The sequence below is a fragment of the Streptomyces sp. NBC_00582 genome (assembly GCF_036345155.1).
Taxonomy (GTDB): domain Bacteria; phylum Actinomycetota; class Actinomycetes; order Streptomycetales; family Streptomycetaceae; genus Streptomyces.
In genome coordinates this window covers 2183576-2202572 of record NZ_CP107772.1, presented here as the reverse complement: position 1 = coordinate 2202572, position 18997 = coordinate 2183576, and the positions used below count along the sequence as shown (strand labels likewise).

16 protein-coding genes and 1 pseudogene are annotated in these 18997 nt (G+C 72.0%); 9 read left to right on the top strand and 8 right to left on the bottom strand.

All coding sequences use genetic code 11. The features are described 5' to 3' along the window. Positions 1–363: 363 nt before the first annotated feature. The 6 genes from OG852_RS09365 (at position 364) to OG852_RS09340 (ending at position 5682) form a co-directional block, all read left to right on the top strand. The gene (locus OG852_RS09365; RefSeq protein WP_133913812.1) at positions 364–1533 is read left to right on the top strand and encodes an ATP-binding protein; all 1170 of its coding nucleotides are present in this window, start codon (positions 364–366) and stop codon (positions 1531–1533) included. Further along, the gene (locus OG852_RS09360; protein ID WP_133913811.1) at positions 1530–1931 is read left to right on the top strand and encodes a roadblock/LC7 domain-containing protein; all 402 of its coding nucleotides are present in this window, start codon (positions 1530–1532) and stop codon (positions 1929–1931) included. Before OG852_RS09365 ends, OG852_RS09360 begins: the two co-directional genes overlap by 4 nt. Continuing rightward, the gene (locus tag OG852_RS09355; protein ID WP_133913810.1) at positions 1928–2305 is read left to right on the top strand and encodes a DUF742 domain-containing protein; all 378 of its coding nucleotides are present in this window, start codon (positions 1928–1930) and stop codon (positions 2303–2305) included. Before OG852_RS09360 ends, OG852_RS09355 begins: the two co-directional genes overlap by 4 nt. Further along, a complete protein-coding gene (locus OG852_RS09350) occupies positions 2280–2873 on the top strand; it encodes a GTP-binding protein (protein WP_133913809.1) in 594 nt (197 codons plus the stop codon). Before OG852_RS09355 ends, OG852_RS09350 begins: the two co-directional genes overlap by 26 nt. Before the next feature lie 8 nt (positions 2874–2881). Beyond that, positions 2882–4228 carry a cytochrome P450 gene (locus OG852_RS09345; protein ID WP_133913808.1) on the top strand — a complete coding sequence of 449 codons (1347 nt, stop codon included), beginning with the start codon at positions 2882–2884 and terminating at the stop codon, positions 4226–4228. Between the two features lie 296 nt (positions 4229–4524). Continuing rightward, positions 4525–5682 (top strand): tryptophan dimethylallyltransferase family protein, encoded by a 1158-nt coding sequence (locus tag OG852_RS09340; protein WP_330347580.1) that lies wholly within the window; start codon positions 4525–4527, stop codon positions 5680–5682. A 218-nt stretch (positions 5683–5900) separates the two neighbouring features. Here the strand turns inward: OG852_RS09340 and OG852_RS09335 are convergent, their stop codons facing one another. From OG852_RS09335 to OG852_RS09305, 7 genes are all read right to left on the bottom strand, one after another. Then, positions 5901–7187: a flavin-containing monooxygenase gene (locus tag OG852_RS09335; RefSeq protein WP_330347579.1), complete on the bottom strand. Its 1287-nt coding sequence runs from the start codon at positions 7185–7187 to the stop codon at positions 5901–5903. A gap of 249 nt (positions 7188–7436) precedes the next feature. Further along, positions 7437–8150: a GntR family transcriptional regulator gene (locus tag OG852_RS09330; protein WP_330347578.1), complete on the bottom strand. Its 714-nt coding sequence runs from the start codon at positions 8148–8150 to the stop codon at positions 7437–7439. A gap of 142 nt (positions 8151–8292) precedes the next feature. Continuing rightward, a complete protein-coding gene (locus OG852_RS09325) occupies positions 8293–9294 on the bottom strand; it encodes a proline racemase family protein (protein ID WP_330347577.1) in 1002 nt (333 codons plus the stop codon). A 50-nt stretch (positions 9295–9344) separates the two neighbouring features. Further along, positions 9345–10241, bottom strand: coding sequence for a dihydrodipicolinate synthase family protein (locus tag OG852_RS09320; protein ID WP_133913804.1), 897 nt, complete (start codon positions 10239–10241; stop codon positions 9345–9347). A gap of 74 nt (positions 10242–10315) precedes the next feature. Beyond that, on the bottom strand, positions 10316–11830 hold the full coding sequence (locus OG852_RS09315) for an NAD(P)/FAD-dependent oxidoreductase (RefSeq protein WP_330347576.1): 1515 nt from the start codon (positions 11828–11830) through the stop codon (positions 10316–10318). After that, positions 11823–12122, bottom strand: coding sequence for a (2Fe-2S)-binding protein (locus OG852_RS09310; protein WP_330347575.1), 300 nt, complete (start codon positions 12120–12122; stop codon positions 11823–11825). The genes OG852_RS09315 and OG852_RS09310 overlap by 8 nt, the downstream gene beginning before the upstream one ends. A gap of 31 nt (positions 12123–12153) precedes the next feature. Next, positions 12154–13314 carry an NAD(P)/FAD-dependent oxidoreductase gene (locus OG852_RS09305; RefSeq protein ID WP_330347574.1) on the bottom strand — a complete coding sequence of 387 codons (1161 nt, stop codon included), beginning with the start codon at positions 13312–13314 and terminating at the stop codon, positions 12154–12156. 235 nt (positions 13315–13549) lie between these two features. Here OG852_RS09305 and OG852_RS09300 point away from each other — a divergent pair, with 235 nt between their 5' ends. Next, on the top strand, positions 13550–14263 hold the full coding sequence (locus OG852_RS09300) for a nucleotidyltransferase domain-containing protein (protein ID WP_133913800.1): 714 nt from the start codon (positions 13550–13552) through the stop codon (positions 14261–14263). Positions 14264–14591: 328 nt separating this feature from the next. Then, the gene (gene fusA / locus OG852_RS09295) at positions 14592–16670 is read left to right on the top strand and encodes an elongation factor G (protein ID WP_330347573.1); all 2079 of its coding nucleotides are present in this window, start codon (positions 14592–14594) and stop codon (positions 16668–16670) included. A gap of 141 nt (positions 16671–16811) precedes the next feature. Here the strand turns inward: fusA and OG852_RS09290 are convergent, their stop codons facing one another. After that, entirely contained in the window at positions 16812–18611 is a 1800-nt protein-coding gene (locus OG852_RS09290; protein WP_330347572.1) for a coagulation factor 5/8 type domain-containing protein, read from the bottom strand. Between the two features lie 198 nt (positions 18612–18809). On the opposite strand from OG852_RS09290, the pseudogene OG852_RS09285 reads away from it, so the two are divergent. Then, a pseudogene (locus OG852_RS09285) lies at positions 18810–18997 on the top strand (beta-glucosidase); the annotation flags it as partial.

Genomic DNA, 18997 nt, shown 5'->3' with positions numbered 1-18997 from the left:
GCCGGGTGCGGGCTTTCGCGTTCCCGGCCGCAGCAATTGCTGGGATCTCGCCCGAATGTCGCGGAAGCCCGTTTATCACTTGTTCTGTCACGGTCGCCGCGCGGGCCGTCCCGGAGGCGCTCCCCAGGACGACTGACGGGTCGTCAATGTTCAGCAGGATCCGCATATTGACGGTCTGTGTTGTCTTCTTGTGGTGATACGATCACGCTCGCTTGTAGAGCGGGCGGATGGGTGCAAGACGACATCTCCGACTACGGGGACAGTCCGGGCGGCAACCCCGATGCGGGCGGTCCGCCGGTCCACCCGCATATTGACGGGAATTCAGCAACTGGCCGTCAGTCGAGGCCGCCTGAAGAGAGTCTTATGACTGATTACATACAGAACCCGGTACTCTGGGCTCTCCTCGTCGCCGTACTCGTCGCAGTCGCCGTCATAGTTCGCCAGCGCAGGGCGGCGCGGACGTTAAGGCAGGAGTTCGCAGATGTCCGGGCTCGCCACGCCGAGCTCGAGAACGGGTACGCGAAATCCGTCGAGGCAGCTCAGGAAAGAGCCGAAGAGGCTACGAAAACCGTCCTGAAGTCCGCCATGCGGACCCTCCAGGGCCTCGCCGCGGAACAGCAGTTGATTGTCTCCCGGCTGCAGAACAAATACGGTGAGTCGGTCATCCTCCAGGACCTGCTGGAGATCGACCACACGAACTCCCAGTTCGGCCGACGCGCCCAGTCCATCGCCGTCCTGTGCGACGGCTGGCTCGGACGTCAGCGCGATGTCGCGTCCGTTTACGACGTCGTCCGCAGCGCCCAGGGCAGGGTCCGCCATTACCGGCGGGTGGAAATTCTCTCGCAGGTCGACTTCGGCATCACCAGCCGCGCCGTCGAACCGGTCGCCCTGGCCCTCGCCGAACTCCTCGACAACGCCACCAGCTATTCCAGCCCGGACACCGTCGTCGAAATCAACATCCGCACCGTGCCCAAGGGCATTTGCATCGTCGTCGACGACGCCGGTGTCGGAATGAACGACGAGGAACGGGCACGCGCCGAGAAACTCCTCACCAGCGAGCGCGTCTCCGGCGTCTCCGCCCTCGGCAACCCGCCGCAGTTCGGCTTCGCCGTGATCGGCGTGCTCAGCGAGCGCTTCGGGTTCGAGGTGTCCGTGGACTCCTCCTCCCCGTACGGCGGTGTCCGCGCGGTCCTTCTCCTGCCGCACGACCTGCTCACCTCGGCACCCGAGCAGAAGGAGCCGGCCCCGGTCGCGCCCACCGTGACGGCCACCCCGGCCACCGGCCCCGAGGCCCCGGTGGCCATCGGCACCACCTCCGACGGACTGCCCAAGCGCCGCCGCAAGCGGCCGATGGCCATCGTGCCCGGCAGCGCGTCGAACGGCTCCGGCCCCACCCGCTCCGGCGCGGAGACGGCGGCGATCATGGGCGCCTTCCAGCGCGGCACCCGGTCCGGCCGGGCCACGCAGACGGACCCCGCGGAACAGTCGAGCAGCACCCGTGGTGCAAGCAGCGAAGGGCATGAGTTCTCGTGAACGACGATCTGTCATGGATGCTTGACAGCGCCCTGGAGATTCCCGGGGCCCTGCACGCCGTCCTGATCTCCGCCGACGGCCTGTTGATGGCCCGGACGCAGGACATCGGCAAGGACGACGCGGACCGCGTGGCCGCCGCCATGAGCGGGGTGCAGTCCCTCAGCCGCTCACTCGCCTTCTTCTGCGAGGACCACAGCCAGAAGTGGCGGCAGACGCTGGTCGAGTTCGACGGGGGCTGGGTCTTCCTCATCTCCGCCGGTGAGGGCGCCTACCTCGGCGTCTCCGCCTCCCCCGACGTCGACATGCAGGACATCACCTTCCGTATGCAGCAGCTCGTCGGCCAGCTCGGCAAGGCCCTGACGACGCCGCCGCGCGAGAACCTCGGCGTGCGGTCATGACCGGTTTCGACGAACTGGAGCCCCAGACGCCGGAGTTAGTGCGTCCGTACGTCATCACCAAGGGACGCGGACTCCCCGACGAGGACAAGCTCTCCCTCATCACCCTCGTCACGGCCGCCGCCGACCGGCAGCAGCGGCCCACCCGGTTGTCGCCCGAGGAGCAGAACCTGCTCGACCTGTGCTCGGCCGGCTACCTCTCCGTCGCCGAGATCGCGGGCCACACCCAACTGCCCCTCGGTGTCGTGAAGATCCTCCTCGCCGCCCTCACCGAAGGCGGTTACCTCGTCACCCGCCCGCCCGTCCAGCGGGCCCCGCTCGCCGACAGGGAGATCCTGGAGGAGGTGCTGAATGGTCTCAGGGCCAAGTTTGGATGAGAAGGCGTACGTCCGTGAGGGCGCGACCCAGACGGCGGTCAAGATCCTCGTCGTGGGCCACTTCGCGGTGGGCAAGACCACGTTCATCGGGGCGATCTCCGAGATCGAACCGCTGTCCACCGAGGAGACGATGACGCGGGCCGCCGAGTCCGTCGACGACCTCAAGGGAGTCCAGGGCAAGACCACCACCACGGTCGCCATGGACTTCGGACGTCTGACCATCAGTGACCGCGTCGTGCTGTACCTGTTCGGAACGCCGGGCCAGCAGCGTTTCGTGCAGATGTGGGAGGACATGGCGCGCGGCGCGCTCGGCGCGCTGGTGCTGGTCGACCCCGAGCGACTCGCCGACTCCTTCGGCGTGATCGACCTGATCGAGCAGTACGGACTCGACTACGCCATCGCCGTCAACCACTTCGACGGCTCGCCGCTGCGCGACGAGATGGCCCTGCGCGAAGCACTGGACCTGCTCGACGACACCCCCGTCGTCACCTGCGACGCACGGGACGAGAGGTCCTCGGCCGAAGCGCTGATCACCCTCGTCCGCCACCTGCAGGACCGTGCCCACTAGGAGCAGACATGGACGCCCAACCCACCGCCCCCGTGCCCCCTCCGGGGTGCCCGGCGCACAACTCCGGCGGCAGAGTGCCGCTGTACGGGTCGGAGTTCGCGGCCGACCCGCAGGCCTACTACACCTACATGCGCCACTACGGGCCCACCGCGCCCGTCGAACTCGCTCCCGGCGTCGAGGCCACCCTCGTCACCGACTATGCCACCGCCCTGCAACTCCTCCAGGACTCCGGCTCGTTCCGCAAGGACGCGCGCCGCTGGCGTGACTTCAACGAGGGCCGCATCAGCCCCGACAGCCCCGCCATCCCGCTGCTGTCCTACCGGCCCAACTGCATGTTCGCCGACGGTGCCGAGCACCTGAGGCTGCGTCAGGCCGTCACGGACTCCATGGCGCGCGTGGACTCGCTGCGGCTGAGCCACAGCGTCGAGCGGATCTCCGACTTCCTCATCTCCCAGTTCAGCGAGCGCGGTTCGGTCGACCTGGTCGGCTCCTACGCCCGCCAGCTGCCGCTGTTCGTGTTCAACGAGCTGTTCGGCTGCACCGCCGACATCGGCGACCGCGTCTTCTTCGGCATCTCCGGCATGTTCGACGGCGTCAACGCCGACAAGGCCATCGAGGTGCTCTTCCAGGCGGTCGGCGAACTCGTCGCCCTCAAGCGGCGCCAGCCCGGCGACGACGTCACCTCCTGGCTGATGCAGCATCAGTCGAAGCTCAACGACGAGGAGATGGTCCACCAGCTCGCCCTGCTGCTGGGCGCGGGTGCCGAGGCGCTGGTCAACCTCATCGGCAACACCCTGCACCGGCTGCTCACCGAGGACCGCTACGCCAACGAGGGCGGGCTGATCGAGGAGGCGATGGACGACACGCTGTGGGAGAACCCGCCCATGGCCAACTACGCCGCCCACTACCCGGTCTCCGACATGGAGTTCGCCGGGCAGAAGCTCGCCGCAGGCGACCTCGTGCTGGTCAGCTTCGCCGCAGCCAACACCGGCCCCGCGCTGTCGGCGGCCCGCAAGGCCGGCAGCAACCGGGCGCATCTGGCGTGGAGCGCGGGCCCGCACGCCTGCCCCTCGAAGGAGCCCGCCCGGCACATCGCCGTCACGGCCATCGAGAGCCTGTTCAACCGGATCCCCGATGTCGAACTCAGCGTCCCGGACGACAGTCTGACGTGGCGTCCGGGTTCCTTCAGCCGCGGTCTGGTCACCCTGCCCGCGCGGTTCACGCCGGTGCCGCCGGTGAACCGGCAGGGCCGCCGCACCGCGACGGAGGCGCCCGCGCCGCAGGCCGCCGCCACCGGCCGCAAGGCCGAACAGACCGGTGTCTGGAGCAAGTTCCTCACCTGGCTGACGAGGTGATTCACACAACATCCACAGGCTTCGTCCGAACTGCATGAAGTTTCAACGGCGGGGGTAGTGAGCAACGCGATATCCGTGTTGCTCACGAGTAAGAAGGAGGTGTCGTGGATGGACCACATATCCAGCGACGCCGCTCTCGCCCGGCACCTCGCCGGACGGCCCCAGCCCGGGCCGCACATAATCTGGGGGCGTGCCGACGCCCCCTCCCCAACAGCCCAACTTCACAGGCAGCTCGGCAGAATACCCGCCCCGCCAGGCGGGTATCTTCTTGTCCCCGGTCGGGCGGGGGTGGTCCGGTGACCCGCTCCCGGCGGACCCTGCCGAGCCTCCAGGGCACGGCGACCCTCGGTGGTCTGACGGCCGGTCAGCTCCTGCGGCTGTGCCATGTGGCGGGTCTGGAACCCGCCGACGCCGAGACCTATGCCGGTGTCCTGCTCAAGACACTGGGCCAGGCGGCCGAACGCCCCCTAGACCTTCCGCCGCCCTCGGCCACGTTCCTCTCCGACGACCACACCCCCGTCGAGTACTCCCTCTCCTTCCAGCCCGACGGCGCCCCCGCGCTGAGGGTCCTGCTGGACCCCGGGTCCACGGCGGAGGGACTGCGCCGGAGCGGTCGTACGGGACTGCGCGTGATCCGCAGGATGGCGCGACGCTGGAACTTCACCACCGACCGGCTCGACGAGCTGGAGGACCTGTTCTTCCCGGCCGCCCCCCAGGGACCCCTCGCCCTGTGGTGCGCGCTCGAACTGGTCCCCGGCGGAGTCCCCCGGGTGAAGGTGTACCTCAACCCGGCCGCGAACGGCCCGGAACGCTCCGCCGAGACCGTACGGGAGGCCCTGCGCCGCCTCGGTCACGACACGGCGTTCGCCGCGCTGCCCCCCGCCGACGGCTACCCCTTCTTCGCCCTGGACCTCGGCGACTGGGACACGCCGCGGGTGAAGGTGTACGTGCGGCACGACAACCTCTCCGCCAAGGAGGCGTCGGGACTGTCCCGGATGGACGGCGGTCCCGACCCGGCCGAGATCGAGGCGTTCTTCCGCACCGCCTCCGGTTTACACCCCGAGGCCTTCGGCGCCTACGGCGACCCGGAGGCACGCCTCGCGGGCCGGCCCGCCCTGACCTGTCACGCCGTGACCGGCACCGAGACGGGCCGGCCCAGCGGTTTCACCCTCCACATCCCGGTCCGGGAGTACGCGCGCCACGACGGTGAGGCGCTCGCCCGGGCCACCACCCTGCTCGACAGCTACGGCATGGACACCGCCCCGCTGTGGCGTGCCCTGGCCGCCGTCACCTCGCGCCGGCCGGAGGACGGGGTGGGCCTCATCGCCTATCTGGCCCTCGCCCACCAGGAGGGCCGCCCGCCCCGGGTGACCGCGTACATCTCGGCGGAGGCGTACCACGTCCGCCCGCCCGTCGCCCTGCGGCAGGCCGCGGTCGCAGCCGCCGTACGCTGACACCACCGCACCACCGCACCACCGCACCACCGCACCAGAGGGGAGCCGTACGCCGATGCCGTCGGACCGCTCCCCTCGCCCCCCGCACAACCGCACCTCGTGTCACGGTGACGTGAACGCGTCGGCCGCCCCACCGCCCGGGCGGCTGCACGCCGAAGGGCCCGGCGCCGCGGAGCAGACCTCCACCCACCGAGCCCGCGCCGGACACCGGCCGTACCTCATTCCTCGCGCAGTTCCTCCAGGTACGGCGCCACGTTGACCTGGATCGACGCGCTCTCCGCCTGACCGTACTGGCCCGCGATCCCGCTGAGATACGCGGCGATCTCCTTGTGCATGATCTCCGTGTCCGGCAGCACCGCACGGCCGGTGATCAGCCGGGCGATCCACCGCGACTGCGCCTCGACGAGCCGGGTGATGGACCCCAGGGGCCGCACCAGACCGACGAAGTACAGACCGGGCCGGTCGGCGGCGACGACCCGCTTGTACAGCTCGACCGAGCCCCGCGGACCCACCGGGCAGCCCTCGGGCAGGAACGGGAACGCCATCCGGTAACCGGTGCACTGCACGATCGCGTCGGCCCGCACGGACGTGCCGTCGGTGAACACGACCCGGTCGCCGTCGAGGAAGTCGATCGCCGGCTTCGGGGTCACCGCGCCGTGGCGGATACGGCTGAGGATCTCGTCGGAGATGGTGACGGCCGAGGCGAAGATCGGGTGATCGGGCTCGGGCAGCCCGTAGTCGGCGAGCTTGCCGCGCGCCACGAGCAGGGCCTGCTCGACGAACCGGCGCTGCTCGTCCAGGTCCATCGCGGTCCACCAGGGCGCGTCGGCTATCTCGTCCAGCGCCATCCCGAACAACTGCTTGGGCAGCACGTGCAGGCCCCGGCGCACCGACAGGACGGTCTGCCGGGCGTGCCGGGAGAGGTCGGCGGCGATGTCCACCGCCGAGGCGCCGAGCCCCACGACGACCACGCGCTGTCCGGCGAAGTCGCTCCCGTCGCGGTAGTCCAGCGCATGGAGAATCGTTCCTGTGAAGGTCTCGGAACCCCTCGGCGGAGCGGGCAGGGACGGCTCGCTGTTGTGCCCCGAGGCGATGATCACCTGCGTGAAGCCCCGGGTCGTGACGGTGCCGTGGGCGTCGCGGCTGACGACGGTCCACCCGCCGTCCTCCTCCTGCCGTACGGACTCCACGGTCGTCGCGAGCTCGATGTGGTCCAGGAGACCGGCCCACTCGGCGAACGAGCGCAGGTAGGCGGCGACATCGCTGTGCCGGGGGAAGAGCGGGTACGACGCCGGCATCGGGTGGTCGGCGTAACCCGTGAGCTGTTTCGCGGTGTTGAGGTGCAGCGACAGATAGCCGGGGCCGCGCTCGCCGGCGCCGGGACGGCGCCAGATGCCGCCGACGTCGGGTGCCTGCTCCAGGCAGACGAAGCCGATCCCGGCGGACTTCAGGGCATGTGCCGCCGCCAGCCCCGACAGGCCGGCACCGATGAGACACACACGCACGGTTTCCCCCACAGGAAATACACCATCCTTTCGCGCCCGGGCAATTGACTGCCCATCCGGCGCACCCTCCACTCCTCTCCCCTCGGCGACAAGGATCACAGCCGTGGCGGGGGTGCGGGGGTGGCGGGGAGGCGGGGGAGGGGTACGCGGCACGTCGCGGGGGCGGAATGCGGGATTCGGGCGACTTGACGACGCCTGCCCGCCGCCGGCCCGTGGGGGCGCTCGCCCGGGACGCGTTCGCGCCGGGCGTCACTCCTTCGCGGCCGCCCACAACCCCCGTACGTGCCCGAGGTGGCGGGTCATGATCTCGTGCACGGCCCGTTCGTCGCGGGCCAGCAGGGCGTCGAGGAGCTCCAGGTGCTCCTCGGCCGAGGCCAGCAGCCGCCCGGACGCCGCGAGCGCGGTCAGGCCGTAGAGCCGGGCCCGGCCGCGCAGACCACGCACCACCTCCACGAGATGGGCGTTGCCGGCCAGCGCGAGCAGGCCCAGGTGGAAGCGGGTGTCGGCCTCGACGTACGCGATGAGGTCGCCCGCGACCGCGGCGACGACGATCTCCCGCGCGGCCGGCCGCAGCGCCTCCAGCGACACCGGGTCGGCGGTCGTCGCCAGCGCCGTCACCGTCGGGATCTCGATCAGCGCCCGCACCTGGGTGTACTCGTCGAGCTGCCGGTCGGAGACCTCCGTGACGCGGAACCCCTTGTTGGGGACCGCGTCCACCAGCCCCTCCTTGGCCAGGTCCAGCATCGCCTCGCGCACCGGCGTCGCCGACACACCGAACCGGCCGGCCAGGGCGGGCGCCGAGTACACCTGCCCGGGCCGCAGTTCCCCCGCGATCAGCGCGGCCCGCAGGGCGTCCACGACCCGCTCGCGATAACTGCTGCGGCGCCCGCCGAGCACGGGGAGCGAGGGCGCCGCGGGCGCCGCGGGCGGGTACGGGCTGCTGCTCGGGGACGGGGCGGCCATGACGGGTCTCCTCGGAAGGGGCGGTGCCCTGCGCGGTGCGGGCTGTGCCATATCACGTGGCACCAGTATCTACGGCGACTCCTCGACGACGGCCAAGTCCCCGAAGGCCGCCTCCTGCTCCACGACGGTGCGCCCCCCGGATTCACAACACGAACCCCGCGGGGAACGGGTCGGTCGGGTCGAGGAGGTACTGGGCCGTGCCGGTGATCCAGGCGCGGCCGGTGAAGCTGGGCAGCACCGCCGGACGGCCCGCGACCTCCGTGGTGCCGTGCAGCCGGCCCGTGAAGCGGGTGCCGATGAACGACTCGTTCACGAACTCGGTGTGCAGGGGCAGTTCACCCCGGGCGTGCAGTTGTGCCATGCGCGCGCTGGTCCCCGTACCGCAGGGCGAGCGGTCGAACCAGCCGGGGTGGATGGCCATCGCGTGGCGGGAGTGGCGGGCGGTCGCGTCGGGTGCGTACAGGTGGACGTGGCGGCAGCCGCGGATGGACGGATCCTCCGGATGGACCGGCTCCGCCTCGGAGTTGATCACCCGCATCAGGGACAGTCCCGCCCGCAGGATGTCGTCCTTGCGGGCACGGTCGAACGGCAGCCCGAACTCCTCCAGCGGAAGGATCGCGTAGAAGTTCCCGCCGTAGGCGAGGTCGTACGTCACCGTACGTCCGTCGGGCAGAGTGGCCTTGCGGTCCAGGGCGACCACGAAGGAGGGCACGTTGCGCAGGGTCACGGCCCGGGCCGCGCCGTTGTCCACCGCCACCTCGGCGACGACCACCCCGGCCGGGGTGTCCAGCCGGATGGTGGTGACCGGTTCGACGACCTCGACCATGCCGGTCTCCACGAGCACCGTCGCCACGCCCATCGTGCCGTGCCCGCACATCGGCAGATACCCGGAGACCTCGATGTAGACGACACCCCAGTCGCAGTCCGGGCGGGTCGGCGGCTGGAGGACGGCGCCGCTCATCGCGGAGTGTCCGCGCGGCTCGTTCATCAGCAACTGCTTGATGTCGTCGCGGTGTTCACGGAAGTACAGCCGACGCTCGTTCATCGTCGCGCCCGGGATGGTGCCGATGCCGCCGGTGATCACCCGGGTGGGCATGCCCTCGGTGTGCGAGTCGACGGCGTGCAGGACGAGTGTGCTGCGCATGACGTTCCCTTCGAGGCCGGGGGTGGGGAAACGGTGGTCGGGAACGGTGGTCAGGCGAGACCGGCCGCGACGGCCTTCTCGGTGGCCGCGCGGACCGCCGCCTCCTGGTCCGGCGGCAGCGCCGTGCGAGGCGGACGGCACCGGCCGCCGTGCCGGCCCACCACGTCCATGGAGAGTTTGATCGCCTGCACGAACTCGACGCGCGAGTCCCAGCGCAGCAGCGGGTGCAGTTGGCGGTAGAGAGGCAGCGCCGTGGTGAGGTCCCCGGCGACCGCCGCACGGTACAGCTCCACCGAGGACCGCGGCAGCGCGTTGGGATATCCGGCCACCCAGCCCTTCGCCCCGGCCACCGCCAGCTCCAGCAGCACATCGTCGGCGCCGATCAACAGATCGAGTTCCGGGGCCAGTTCGGCGATCCGGTAGGCGCGCCGCACATCCCCCGAGAACTCCTTCACCCCCTGAACGAGCCCTTCCCCGTACAGCCGGGCCAGCAGCTCCGGCACCAGGTCGACCTTGGTGTCGATCGGGTTGTTGTACGCCACCACGGGCAGGCCCGCCCCGGCGACCTCCGCGTAGTGGGCGATCACCGCCCGCTCGTCGGCGCGGTAGGCGTTGGGCGGCAGCAGCATCACCGCCCCGCAGCCCGCCTCGCGCGCCTGCTCCGCCCAGCGGCGCGCCTCCGCGGAGCCGTACGCGGCGACGCCCGGCATCACCCGGTCCCCGCCGATCGCGGCCACCGCGGTCTCCACCACCCGGGCGCGTTCCTCGGGGGTGAGGACCTGGTACTCGCCGAGCGAGCCGTTCGGCACGACGCCGTCGCAGCCGTTCGCCACCAGCCAGGCGCAGTGCTCGGCGTAGCGGTCGTAATCCACGGAGAGGTCGTCGCGCAGGGGGAGCGCGGTGGCGACGAGGACGCCTCGCCAGGGGCGGTGTTCGGAGACGGTCATGGCAGCGGGCCTCTCTTCCGTTCGACGGTCGATGGCGTGTGACATGGCACTGCGCGGGATCCGGTGTGCCCGGCTCACTGGGCGGCGGGTGGGGGCGGTGGTGGGTGGGGTGTGCCGCGCGGGTCGGCGAGTTCGGAGGGTCCGGTGGGCTCGATGGAATCGGTGGGCCTGATGGAATCAGTGGGCTTCATGGATACGGTGGCTTCGGCGGGTGCGGCGAGGACGCCCAGGGGGACGGGGCGGGCCAGCAGTCTCCGGGCCGGGACGGGGGCGCAGCCCGCCACGCCCGCGACCCCGGGTTCGCACATCCGGCCCTGGCACCAGCCCATTCCGGCGCGGGTCAGCAGCTTCACGGTGCGCAGATCGCCGGCGCCGAGCGAGCCCACGGCCTCACGGACCGATCCCGCGGTGACCTCCTCGCACCGGCAGACCACCGTCTCGTCCGTCACCAGCTCAGCCCAGTGGGCCGTGGGCGCGCAGGCGCCGTCCACGGCCGCGAAGAAGGCGCGCAGCCGGGTACGGGCGCGGGCCGCGTGCGCCCACCCGTCCGGGTCGGGAACGGTGTGCCGCAGGCGGGCCGCCGCGGAGCGTCCGGCGATGTGGCCCTCGGCCAGCGACAGCGACGCCCCGCCGATGCCCGTGGTCTCGCCGGCCGCCCACACACCGGGGACGTCGGTGCGCTGTTCGTCGTCCACGCGCACCGCCGGCCCGTCGAGCGCGCAGCCGAGGCCGTCCGCGAGATCGGTGTGCGGCAGCAGGCCGTGGCTCACGGCGAGGGTGTCGCAGGGGATACGCCGCCCGCTGCCGGGCACCGGGCGGTCCCCGGGACCGAGCGCGGCGACCGTCACGGACTCCAGCCGCTCGGCGCCGTGCGCCTCCACCACCGTATGACGAACCTTCACCGACACACCGCGTCCGAGGAGTTGGGCCACGTATCCGGCACCTTCGACGAGCTTGGCGGGGGATCCGGCGAGGACGCGGGAGCGTCGAACGAACGCCCTCGGGTCGGCGGACTCGACCAGGGCGGCCACCTCGGCGCCCGCCGCCGCGAGACCGGTCGCGACGGGCAGCAGCAGCGGGCCCGTGCCCGCCACGACCGCCGTACGGCCCGGCAGCACGAGTCCGCCCTTCAGCAACGCCTGCGCGCCCCCGGCGGTGACCACCCCGGGCAGGGTCCAGCCGGGGAACGGCAGGACCTTCTCGTATCCACCGGTCGCCAGCAGCACCCCGTCGGCGTACAGCCCGACGGACTCCCGCTGCTCCGGGCCGAGCAGCGCGTGCACGGTGAACCCGGTCGACTCCCTTTCCACACACCACACATGACGGTCACTCAGAAAGCCGACGTGTCCGGCGGAGCGGTGCGCGTCGAGCCCGGTGCACAGGCGCTCCCAGGTGCGCCACTGGTGGTGGAGCGCCTGCGGGCGGCGCGCGCCGAGGCCGGGCGCGGGCTGCCGGTAGAACTGGCCGCCCGGCGCGGCGGCGGAGTCGACCAGCGTCACCCGGACGCCCCGCGCGGCCGCCGCCAGGGCGGCGGCGAGTCCGGCGGGCCCCGCCCCGATCACCGCGAGCACCGGCCGACGTTCAGCCATCGTGACCCGTCCCCTCCTGCGTCCGGACGTCCGCGCCCGGCACGGCCGGAACCAGGCAGGCCCGCTGGTTCGGGCGGCCGTCGACGGTGACCAGGCAGTCGAAACACACGCCGATCCCGCAGAACACCCCGCGCGGCCGGCCCTCGCCCCGGGTGCCGCGCCAGGCCGTGACGCCCGCCGACCACAGCACGGCGGCGAGGCTCTGCCCCGGCAGCGCCTCGATCTCCCGGCCGTCGAACGTGAGGGTGAACAGCGCGGCGGGCCGGGCCCGCACCAGCCGGAGCGGGTTCACGGGCGGCCTCCTCGGGACATGCCGGACGCGTTCACCCTGCTGCCTCCTCGGTCTCGTCGAAACGGTCGGGACGGAACGGCGTCAGATCCAGCTCGGGCGGCTCCCCGGTCAGTGCCTGCGCGAGCAGCCGGCCGGTGCCGGTGGCGAGCCCGATGCCAGCGCCCTCGTGCCCGCAGGCGTGGAACAGGCCAGGCACCCGAGGATCGGGCCCGATCGCGGGCAGATGGTCGGGCAGATACGGGCGGAACCCGAGATACGCACGCATCACCCGTACGTCCGTCAGGAAGGGGAACAGCCGGGTCGCCCCGGCGGCGAGCGCGCGGACGACCGGCAGGGAGAACGACCGGTCGAACCCCACCCGTTCACGGCTCGCCCCGATGAGCACGGGTCCGGCGGCGGTGCCCTCGACGACCGGCGAGGTCTGCAGGGCGGCGGAGTCGCTGGCCACGTCGGCCACATAGTCGGCGGCGTACACCTTGTGCCGCACGCGGGGCGGCAACGGCTCGGTGACCAGGACGAACCCACGGCGCGGCAGGACCGGCAGGGGCGCCCCCGCCAGCGCGGCGATCTCCCCGCCCCAGGTGCCGGCCGCGTTCACCACCGCCGGTGCGAGCAGGTCGCCCCGGTCGGTGCGTACGCCGCGCACGGCACCGTCGGCTCCGCGCAGGACGCCCGTCACGGTCCGGCCCGTCTCCAGGCGCGCACCGCAGGCCCGTAGGAGATGGGCGGCCGCCAGCGTCGGCATCACCTGTGCGTCCTGGGGATAGCGGACACCGCCCGCGAGGCCCGGCGCCACATACGGTTCGAGTGCGTGGAGTTGATCGGGCGGGACGGGGGTCGTCTCCACTCCGGCGGCGCGCTGCCCCGCGGCCAGCTCCGTCAGCGAGGAGAGGGCTTCGGGCGTGGACGCGACGACGAGCCCGCCCTTCGGCTCGTACTCCACTTCCGCGCCCAGGTGTTGGGCGAGATCCGCCCACAAACGCAGGGAGAGCAGGGCAAGTCGGAGTTCGGGACCGGGCTCCTTGTCGGAGACGAGGAGGTTGCCCTCTCCCGCACCGGTGGTGCCGCCCGCCACCGGACCGCGGTCCACCACGACCACGTCGAGCCCGGCACGGGCCGCGTACAGGGCACAGGCGGCGCCCACCATGCCGGCGCCGACGACCACCACGTCACCCCTCGGCCGCTTGGTCACCACAGTAATATGTCACATGGTTCTGGTGGCCGGAAGAAGGCCGGAGCGGGGGAGTCCCGGACCGATCCTCGGGCCCCGGCGCGGAAAATGCCGGGTGAGCGGGGCGCACGCCGGGGCATGATGGCGGTCCCGTCGCCCGCCGGTGGTGCACCGCGCGCCGAGACGAGCGGCTCACCGGGTGACGGGCGGACCATCACCCGGGCACATCGCCGGGCGCACACCCACGGGGGCACCAGTGACCGTCACCAACATCCTCCTGTCCGGCATCGTCGGCTCGACCGCCTACGGCCTCGCCCACGCGGACTCCGACGTGGACCGGCTCGGCATGTTCGCCGCCCCCACCGAGGACCTGCACGGCCTGCACACGCCGAAGGAGTCCCACGTCAGCACGGCGCCCGACCGCACCCTGCACGAGGCCGCCAAGTGGTGCCGGCTCGCCCTCGCCGGCAATCCGACCGTCATGGAACTCGTCTGGCTGCCCGAGGAGTTGTACGAGGTCCGCACCCCACTCGGCGAGGAACTCCTCGGCATCCGTACGACGTTGCTCGGTGCCCGCCGCGTCCGCGACGCCTACCTCGGCTACGCCACCCAGCAGTTCCGCAAACTCCACAACCGCGGCGACGGCACACCCACCGCTGAGACCGGTCAGCGGATCGCCAAACACGCCCGGCACCTCAAGCGGCTGTGCACCCAGGGTTACGAGCTGTACGCCACCGGCGAGTTGACCATCCGCGTCGACGACCCCGAGAGCTACCACCGCTTCGGCCGAGAGGTCGCCGCCGACCCCGACGCCGCCCAGCCCCTGCTGCGCGACTTCGAGGAGAAGTTCGCCGGCACTCGCAGCGTCCTGCCCGAACAGCCCGACGAGCGGGCCGCCGAGGCGTGGCTGCGGCAGGTGCGCCGGCACTTCTACACCGAGGCGGCGCAGGCGGCGACCCCACCGGCCTGAGACAAATCCCGTGCGGGGCACGCCGCCCCGCTCCTACACTCGCCGCAGCCGAGCGCCGCCCACGACCGGGCCGCGCCGCACCGTGACGAACGAAGGGAGCCGGCCATGCGTGACCACACCACCGCCGTCGCTCCCCGCGCACGCTACGAGGTGATCCTCGTGTCCTCGTCCGCCCGGTGTCCGCTGCGCGCCGGACACCGGATGCGCTGACGCCCGTCCGCCCACCCGAACGTGCCGTCCGCTCCCCGGAGCCGACGGCGCGTCGGTCGCACGGCCGTCGGCCCATCGCGCCGCCCGCTCCCCGAGAACACCCGAAAGGCCAAGGGCCGTGCGCAACCACCTCGACCGCCGTCGTCTCTCCGCCGTGCGCAACCTGGGCATCCTCGCCCACGTCGACGCCGGCAAGACCACCGTCACCGAACGGATCCTGTATGCCACCGGCACCACGCACAAGCGTGGCGAGGTCCACGACGGCACCACCGTCACCGACTTCGACCCCCAGGAACGCGACCGTGGCATCACCATCTTCGCCGCGGCCGTGAGCTGCGACTGGAACGGCCACCGCATCAACCTGATCGACACCCCCGGACACGTCGACTTCGCCGACGAGGTCGAACGTGCCCTGCGCGTCCTCGACGGCGCGGTGGCCGTGTTCGACGCCGTCGCCGGCGTGGAACCCCAGAGCGAGTCGGTGTGGCGCCAGGCCGACCGGCACGGCGTACCGAGGATCGCGTTCATCAACAAGATGGACCGCGCCGGCGCCGACCTGGACGCCGCGGTGGCCTCCCTCCGCGCACGCCTCCACCCCGTCCCCCTCGTCGTCCACCTGCCCATCGGCACGCAGGACACCTTCACCGGAGTCGTGGACCTGCTCCGCCTGCGCGCCCTGACCTGGAGCGACGGCCACGGCACCGCCGTCGAGGGGGACGTACCGGAGGAACTGCGGGAGGAAGCCCTGCGTCGGCGCCGGATCCTGGAGGAGACCGTGGCGGAACGGCACCCGGCAGCCCTGGAGGAGTTCTGCGACCACGAGACACTGTCCGCGGAGACCCTCACGGCCGCCCTGCGGGACCTGACCCGTACGGGGGACGGAGTGGTCGTGCTGTGCGGGTCGGCGTATCGCAACCGTGGGGTCGAGCCGCTGCTGGACGCGGTGGTCGACTATCTGCCGTCGCCGCTGGACGTGCCGGCGGTATGCGGAATCCGGGAGGGCGTCGACCGTATGCGGGATGCCGTCGACGAGCGACGCCCCGCCGACCCCGCCGCCCCGTTCGCGGCCCTCGCCTTCAAGGTCGCCGCCACCCCGACCGGCAGGCTCACCTACCTGCGGGTGTACTCGGGAACGATCGAGAAGGGGGACCTGTTGTGGGAGTCCGGGACGGGCCGTGTCGAGCGGATCGGCAGGATCCTGCGGGTGCAGGCCGACCGGCACGCGCAGGTGGACCGGGCGGTCGCGGGCGACATCGTGGCGGTGATCGGGCTGAAGTCGGCCCGGGCCGGTTCGACGCTGTGCGCGCCCGGGGCGCCGCTGGTGCTGGAGCCGCCCGGGGTCGCCGATCCGGTCGTGTCGGTGGCGGTCGAGGCGTGCCGCGGCACCGACACCGACCGGCTGGCCTCGGCGCTGGCGCGGCTGGTGGAGGAGGATCCGTCGCTCGTCGTGCGGACCGATCCGGAGACCGGGCAGACCGTGCTGTCGGGCATGGGTGAACTGCACCTGGAGGTGGCGGTGGAGAAGATCCGCCGCACCCACGGGCTGGACGTCACCGTCGGCCGTCCCAGGGTGACGTACCGGGAGACGGTGGGCCGGGGCGTGTCCGGTGTGGTGTACCGGCATGTCAAACAGGACGGCGGGGCCGGGCAGTTCGCGCACGTCGTGCTCGACGTGGAGGTGGCCGGGGAAGGGTTCGCGTTCCGGTCGGCGGTGGTCGGCGGGCGCGTACCGCAGGAGTACGTGCGGGCCGTCGAGGCCGGCTGCCGGGACGCCCTTGCCGAGGGCCCCCTCGGCGGGCATCCGGTGACCGGGCTGCGGGTCACGCTGACCGACGGGGCGACGCATGTGAGGGACTCCTCGGAGGCGGCGTTCCGCACGGCGGGCCGGTTCGGGCTCCGGGAGGCCCTGCGCGGCTGCGCGATGGTCCTGCTGGAGCCGGTCGTCGAGGTCACGGTCACCGTGCCCGAGGACGCCGTCGGCGGGGTGCTCGGTGACCTCGCGGCCCGGCGCGGCCGGGTCACCGACTCGGTGGTGCGCGGCGGTTCGGCGGTGGTCACCGCCACCGTCCCGCTGGCGGAGCTGTTCGGCTACGCGACCAGGCTGCGCAGCCGCACCCAGGGCCGCGGCACGTTCACGGCCCGGCCGACGGGGTACGCCCCGGCGCCCGCGGCGGCGGTGACGGTGGCGACGCCGTAGGCCCGTCTCGGCCCCTCGGGGGCTCCTGGCCCAGGAGCCCCCGAGGGCAGCCCTCACCGGAGTCGACTGTCTGCGGTGTGCGACTGTCCGCAGTGTGGCGACTGTATGGGGTGGTCCGCAGACTGTATGCCGCATACGGCATCAGGGATACGACACCACCGTCGACGGCACCGTCGACGTCCCGGACGTGGGCGCCCCGGTGTCGTTGATGACGGCCTCGTACTGCCCGTTGCCGCCGAGGGAGATCACCAGCAGGTCGTGGAACTTCACGCCCGGTGCGTTCGGGGCGGCGAAGCCGTGGTGCTGCACGATCGTGGGGTCGACGTTGTAGTAGCAGTAGCTGCCCAGGCCCCAGGCCTCGTGCGTGGTGACGGCGTCGCCGACCTTGTAGGCGGCGTAGCCCTTGAGCGGGCCGTTCTGGATGGCGGCCTGGTTCGGGGCGTCGTACGCCTTCTCGTTCTGGAAGAAGATGGTGCGGCCGCGCTGGCCGTACCACTGCACGTCGTACTTGTTGAAGTGCTCCACGAACAGGCCGGTGGCGAGGACGTCGTGGCCGTTGACGACGACGCCGTAGTCCGCGCGGTTGGTCTCCCAGCCGACGCCGTCGCCGTGGTCGGCGCGCCAGACCCAGGTGTGGTCGACGATGGTGTGCCGGCTGTTGACGACCATGCTGGTGGTGGCCCTTCCGGCGCCCGCTCCGCCGATCCGGACGAACACGTCCTGGACGGTGGTGGGGTTGGCGGAGTGGTCGCACCGGGCGCCGCGCGGCCCGATCTCCAGCAGGGTGGGCGAGTTGACGGGGCCGGCGTCCACCAGGAAGCCCGCGAGGCGGACTCCGTCGACGTCGGCGACCTTCAGGGCGGTGACGCCGTTGTCCGGGATGAGGGTGGCGTATCCGAGGCCCAGGACCACGGTGTTGGCACGCTCGACCAGCACCGGCCGGTCGAGGTGGTAGACGCCCGGGGTGAGCAGCAGGTGGAGGCCCTGCGCCAGCGCCCGGTTGAGGGTGGACGCCGTGACGCCCGGCCGGGCCACGTAGAACCGCGACAGGGGCAGGGAGGTGCCGCGGGGAGTGCCGTTGCCCCAGCTGACACCGCGCGCGTCGGTCCGCTTGGCGGGCAGGAACACCCGGAAGGCGCCGCCGCCGTCGACGTACAGGAAGGGCTTCTCGCGGGAGACCGGTGTGGTGTCGAGCGTGGTGTAGGGCGGGTTGGGGAAGCTCTGCGCGGGGGCGCCCTCGACGCCGGAGAAGACCATGTTCCACACGCCGTTGAGCCAGCTGCCGATCGCGCTGTCCCGGGTGTACCACTGCTGCTGCGAGTACGGTCCGATCTGGCCCTCGATGCGGCTGTCGGCGATGTAGCCGCCGCTGGCCCAACCGTAGCCGGACGGCGCGAGGTTGAGGTCGCCGTGGACGTGCATACGGCGGAAGGGGGCCGCCTGGGCGACCGCCCACCGGTTGGTGCCGTTCGCCGGGACGAGTGCGAGGTTCTCCGCCGAACGCCAGAAGTTCTGGGTGGCGTTGCCGCCGAACCAGCCCGCGTCGACGGTCACGTCCCCGTTGATGGTGGTGTCGTCGGGGGAGAGCCCGAGGCCCGCGATCGAGGTGTAGAAGCCGAGTTGGGCGTTGAGGCCGTGGTAGGTGCCGGGCTTGAACAGCAACGCATAGCGCCCGGTGCCGAATTGGGCCGATTCCTGCTGCCGGAACACCTCGTCGAGACGGGCCTGGATGTCTGGGGTGAACGGGTCGAAGACGAGCACGTTCGGGCCGAGATCGCCACCGCCCGGCAGGAGACGGGGGCGCGGGGAGTGCGCAGCGGCCGTGGCCGGCGCGGCCGCCACTCCGGCGAGGGCGGGCGCGGCCGCGGCAGCCGCCGCGAGGACGGTTCTGCGGCGCGGGGCAGCGGGCTGCGCGGGGGACTGCTCGGGGGTGTGGGGCATGGGCGGCTCTCTCCTCGGGGGGACCGGCGCGTGCGCCTCGTGACGAACGGCTGACGCGCCGGGCGGAGACGGCTGTTTCAGGAAGTGAACGACTGGGGTCTTGAGAGCGCTCTCTCGTCGCTGAATGCTTCAACTACCCGAACATGTACGTCAAGTGGTGGTGCCGGAGTTCTCCACCGATCCCGCATGCTCCTCGGCCCGGCCACCGACCGCCCCGAGGACCTCGCCACCGCGAACCGCATGGACGGCCGCACCAACCGCTGGTGGCCCGACCCCGTCCACGGCGGCGGCTTCCCCGCCGACATGCGCGAGGTCTACGAAGTCGAACTGGCCGCACGGTCGGGTGACCGGCGACGGTCGCCGCACCCCTCGACCGGCTCGGAGTG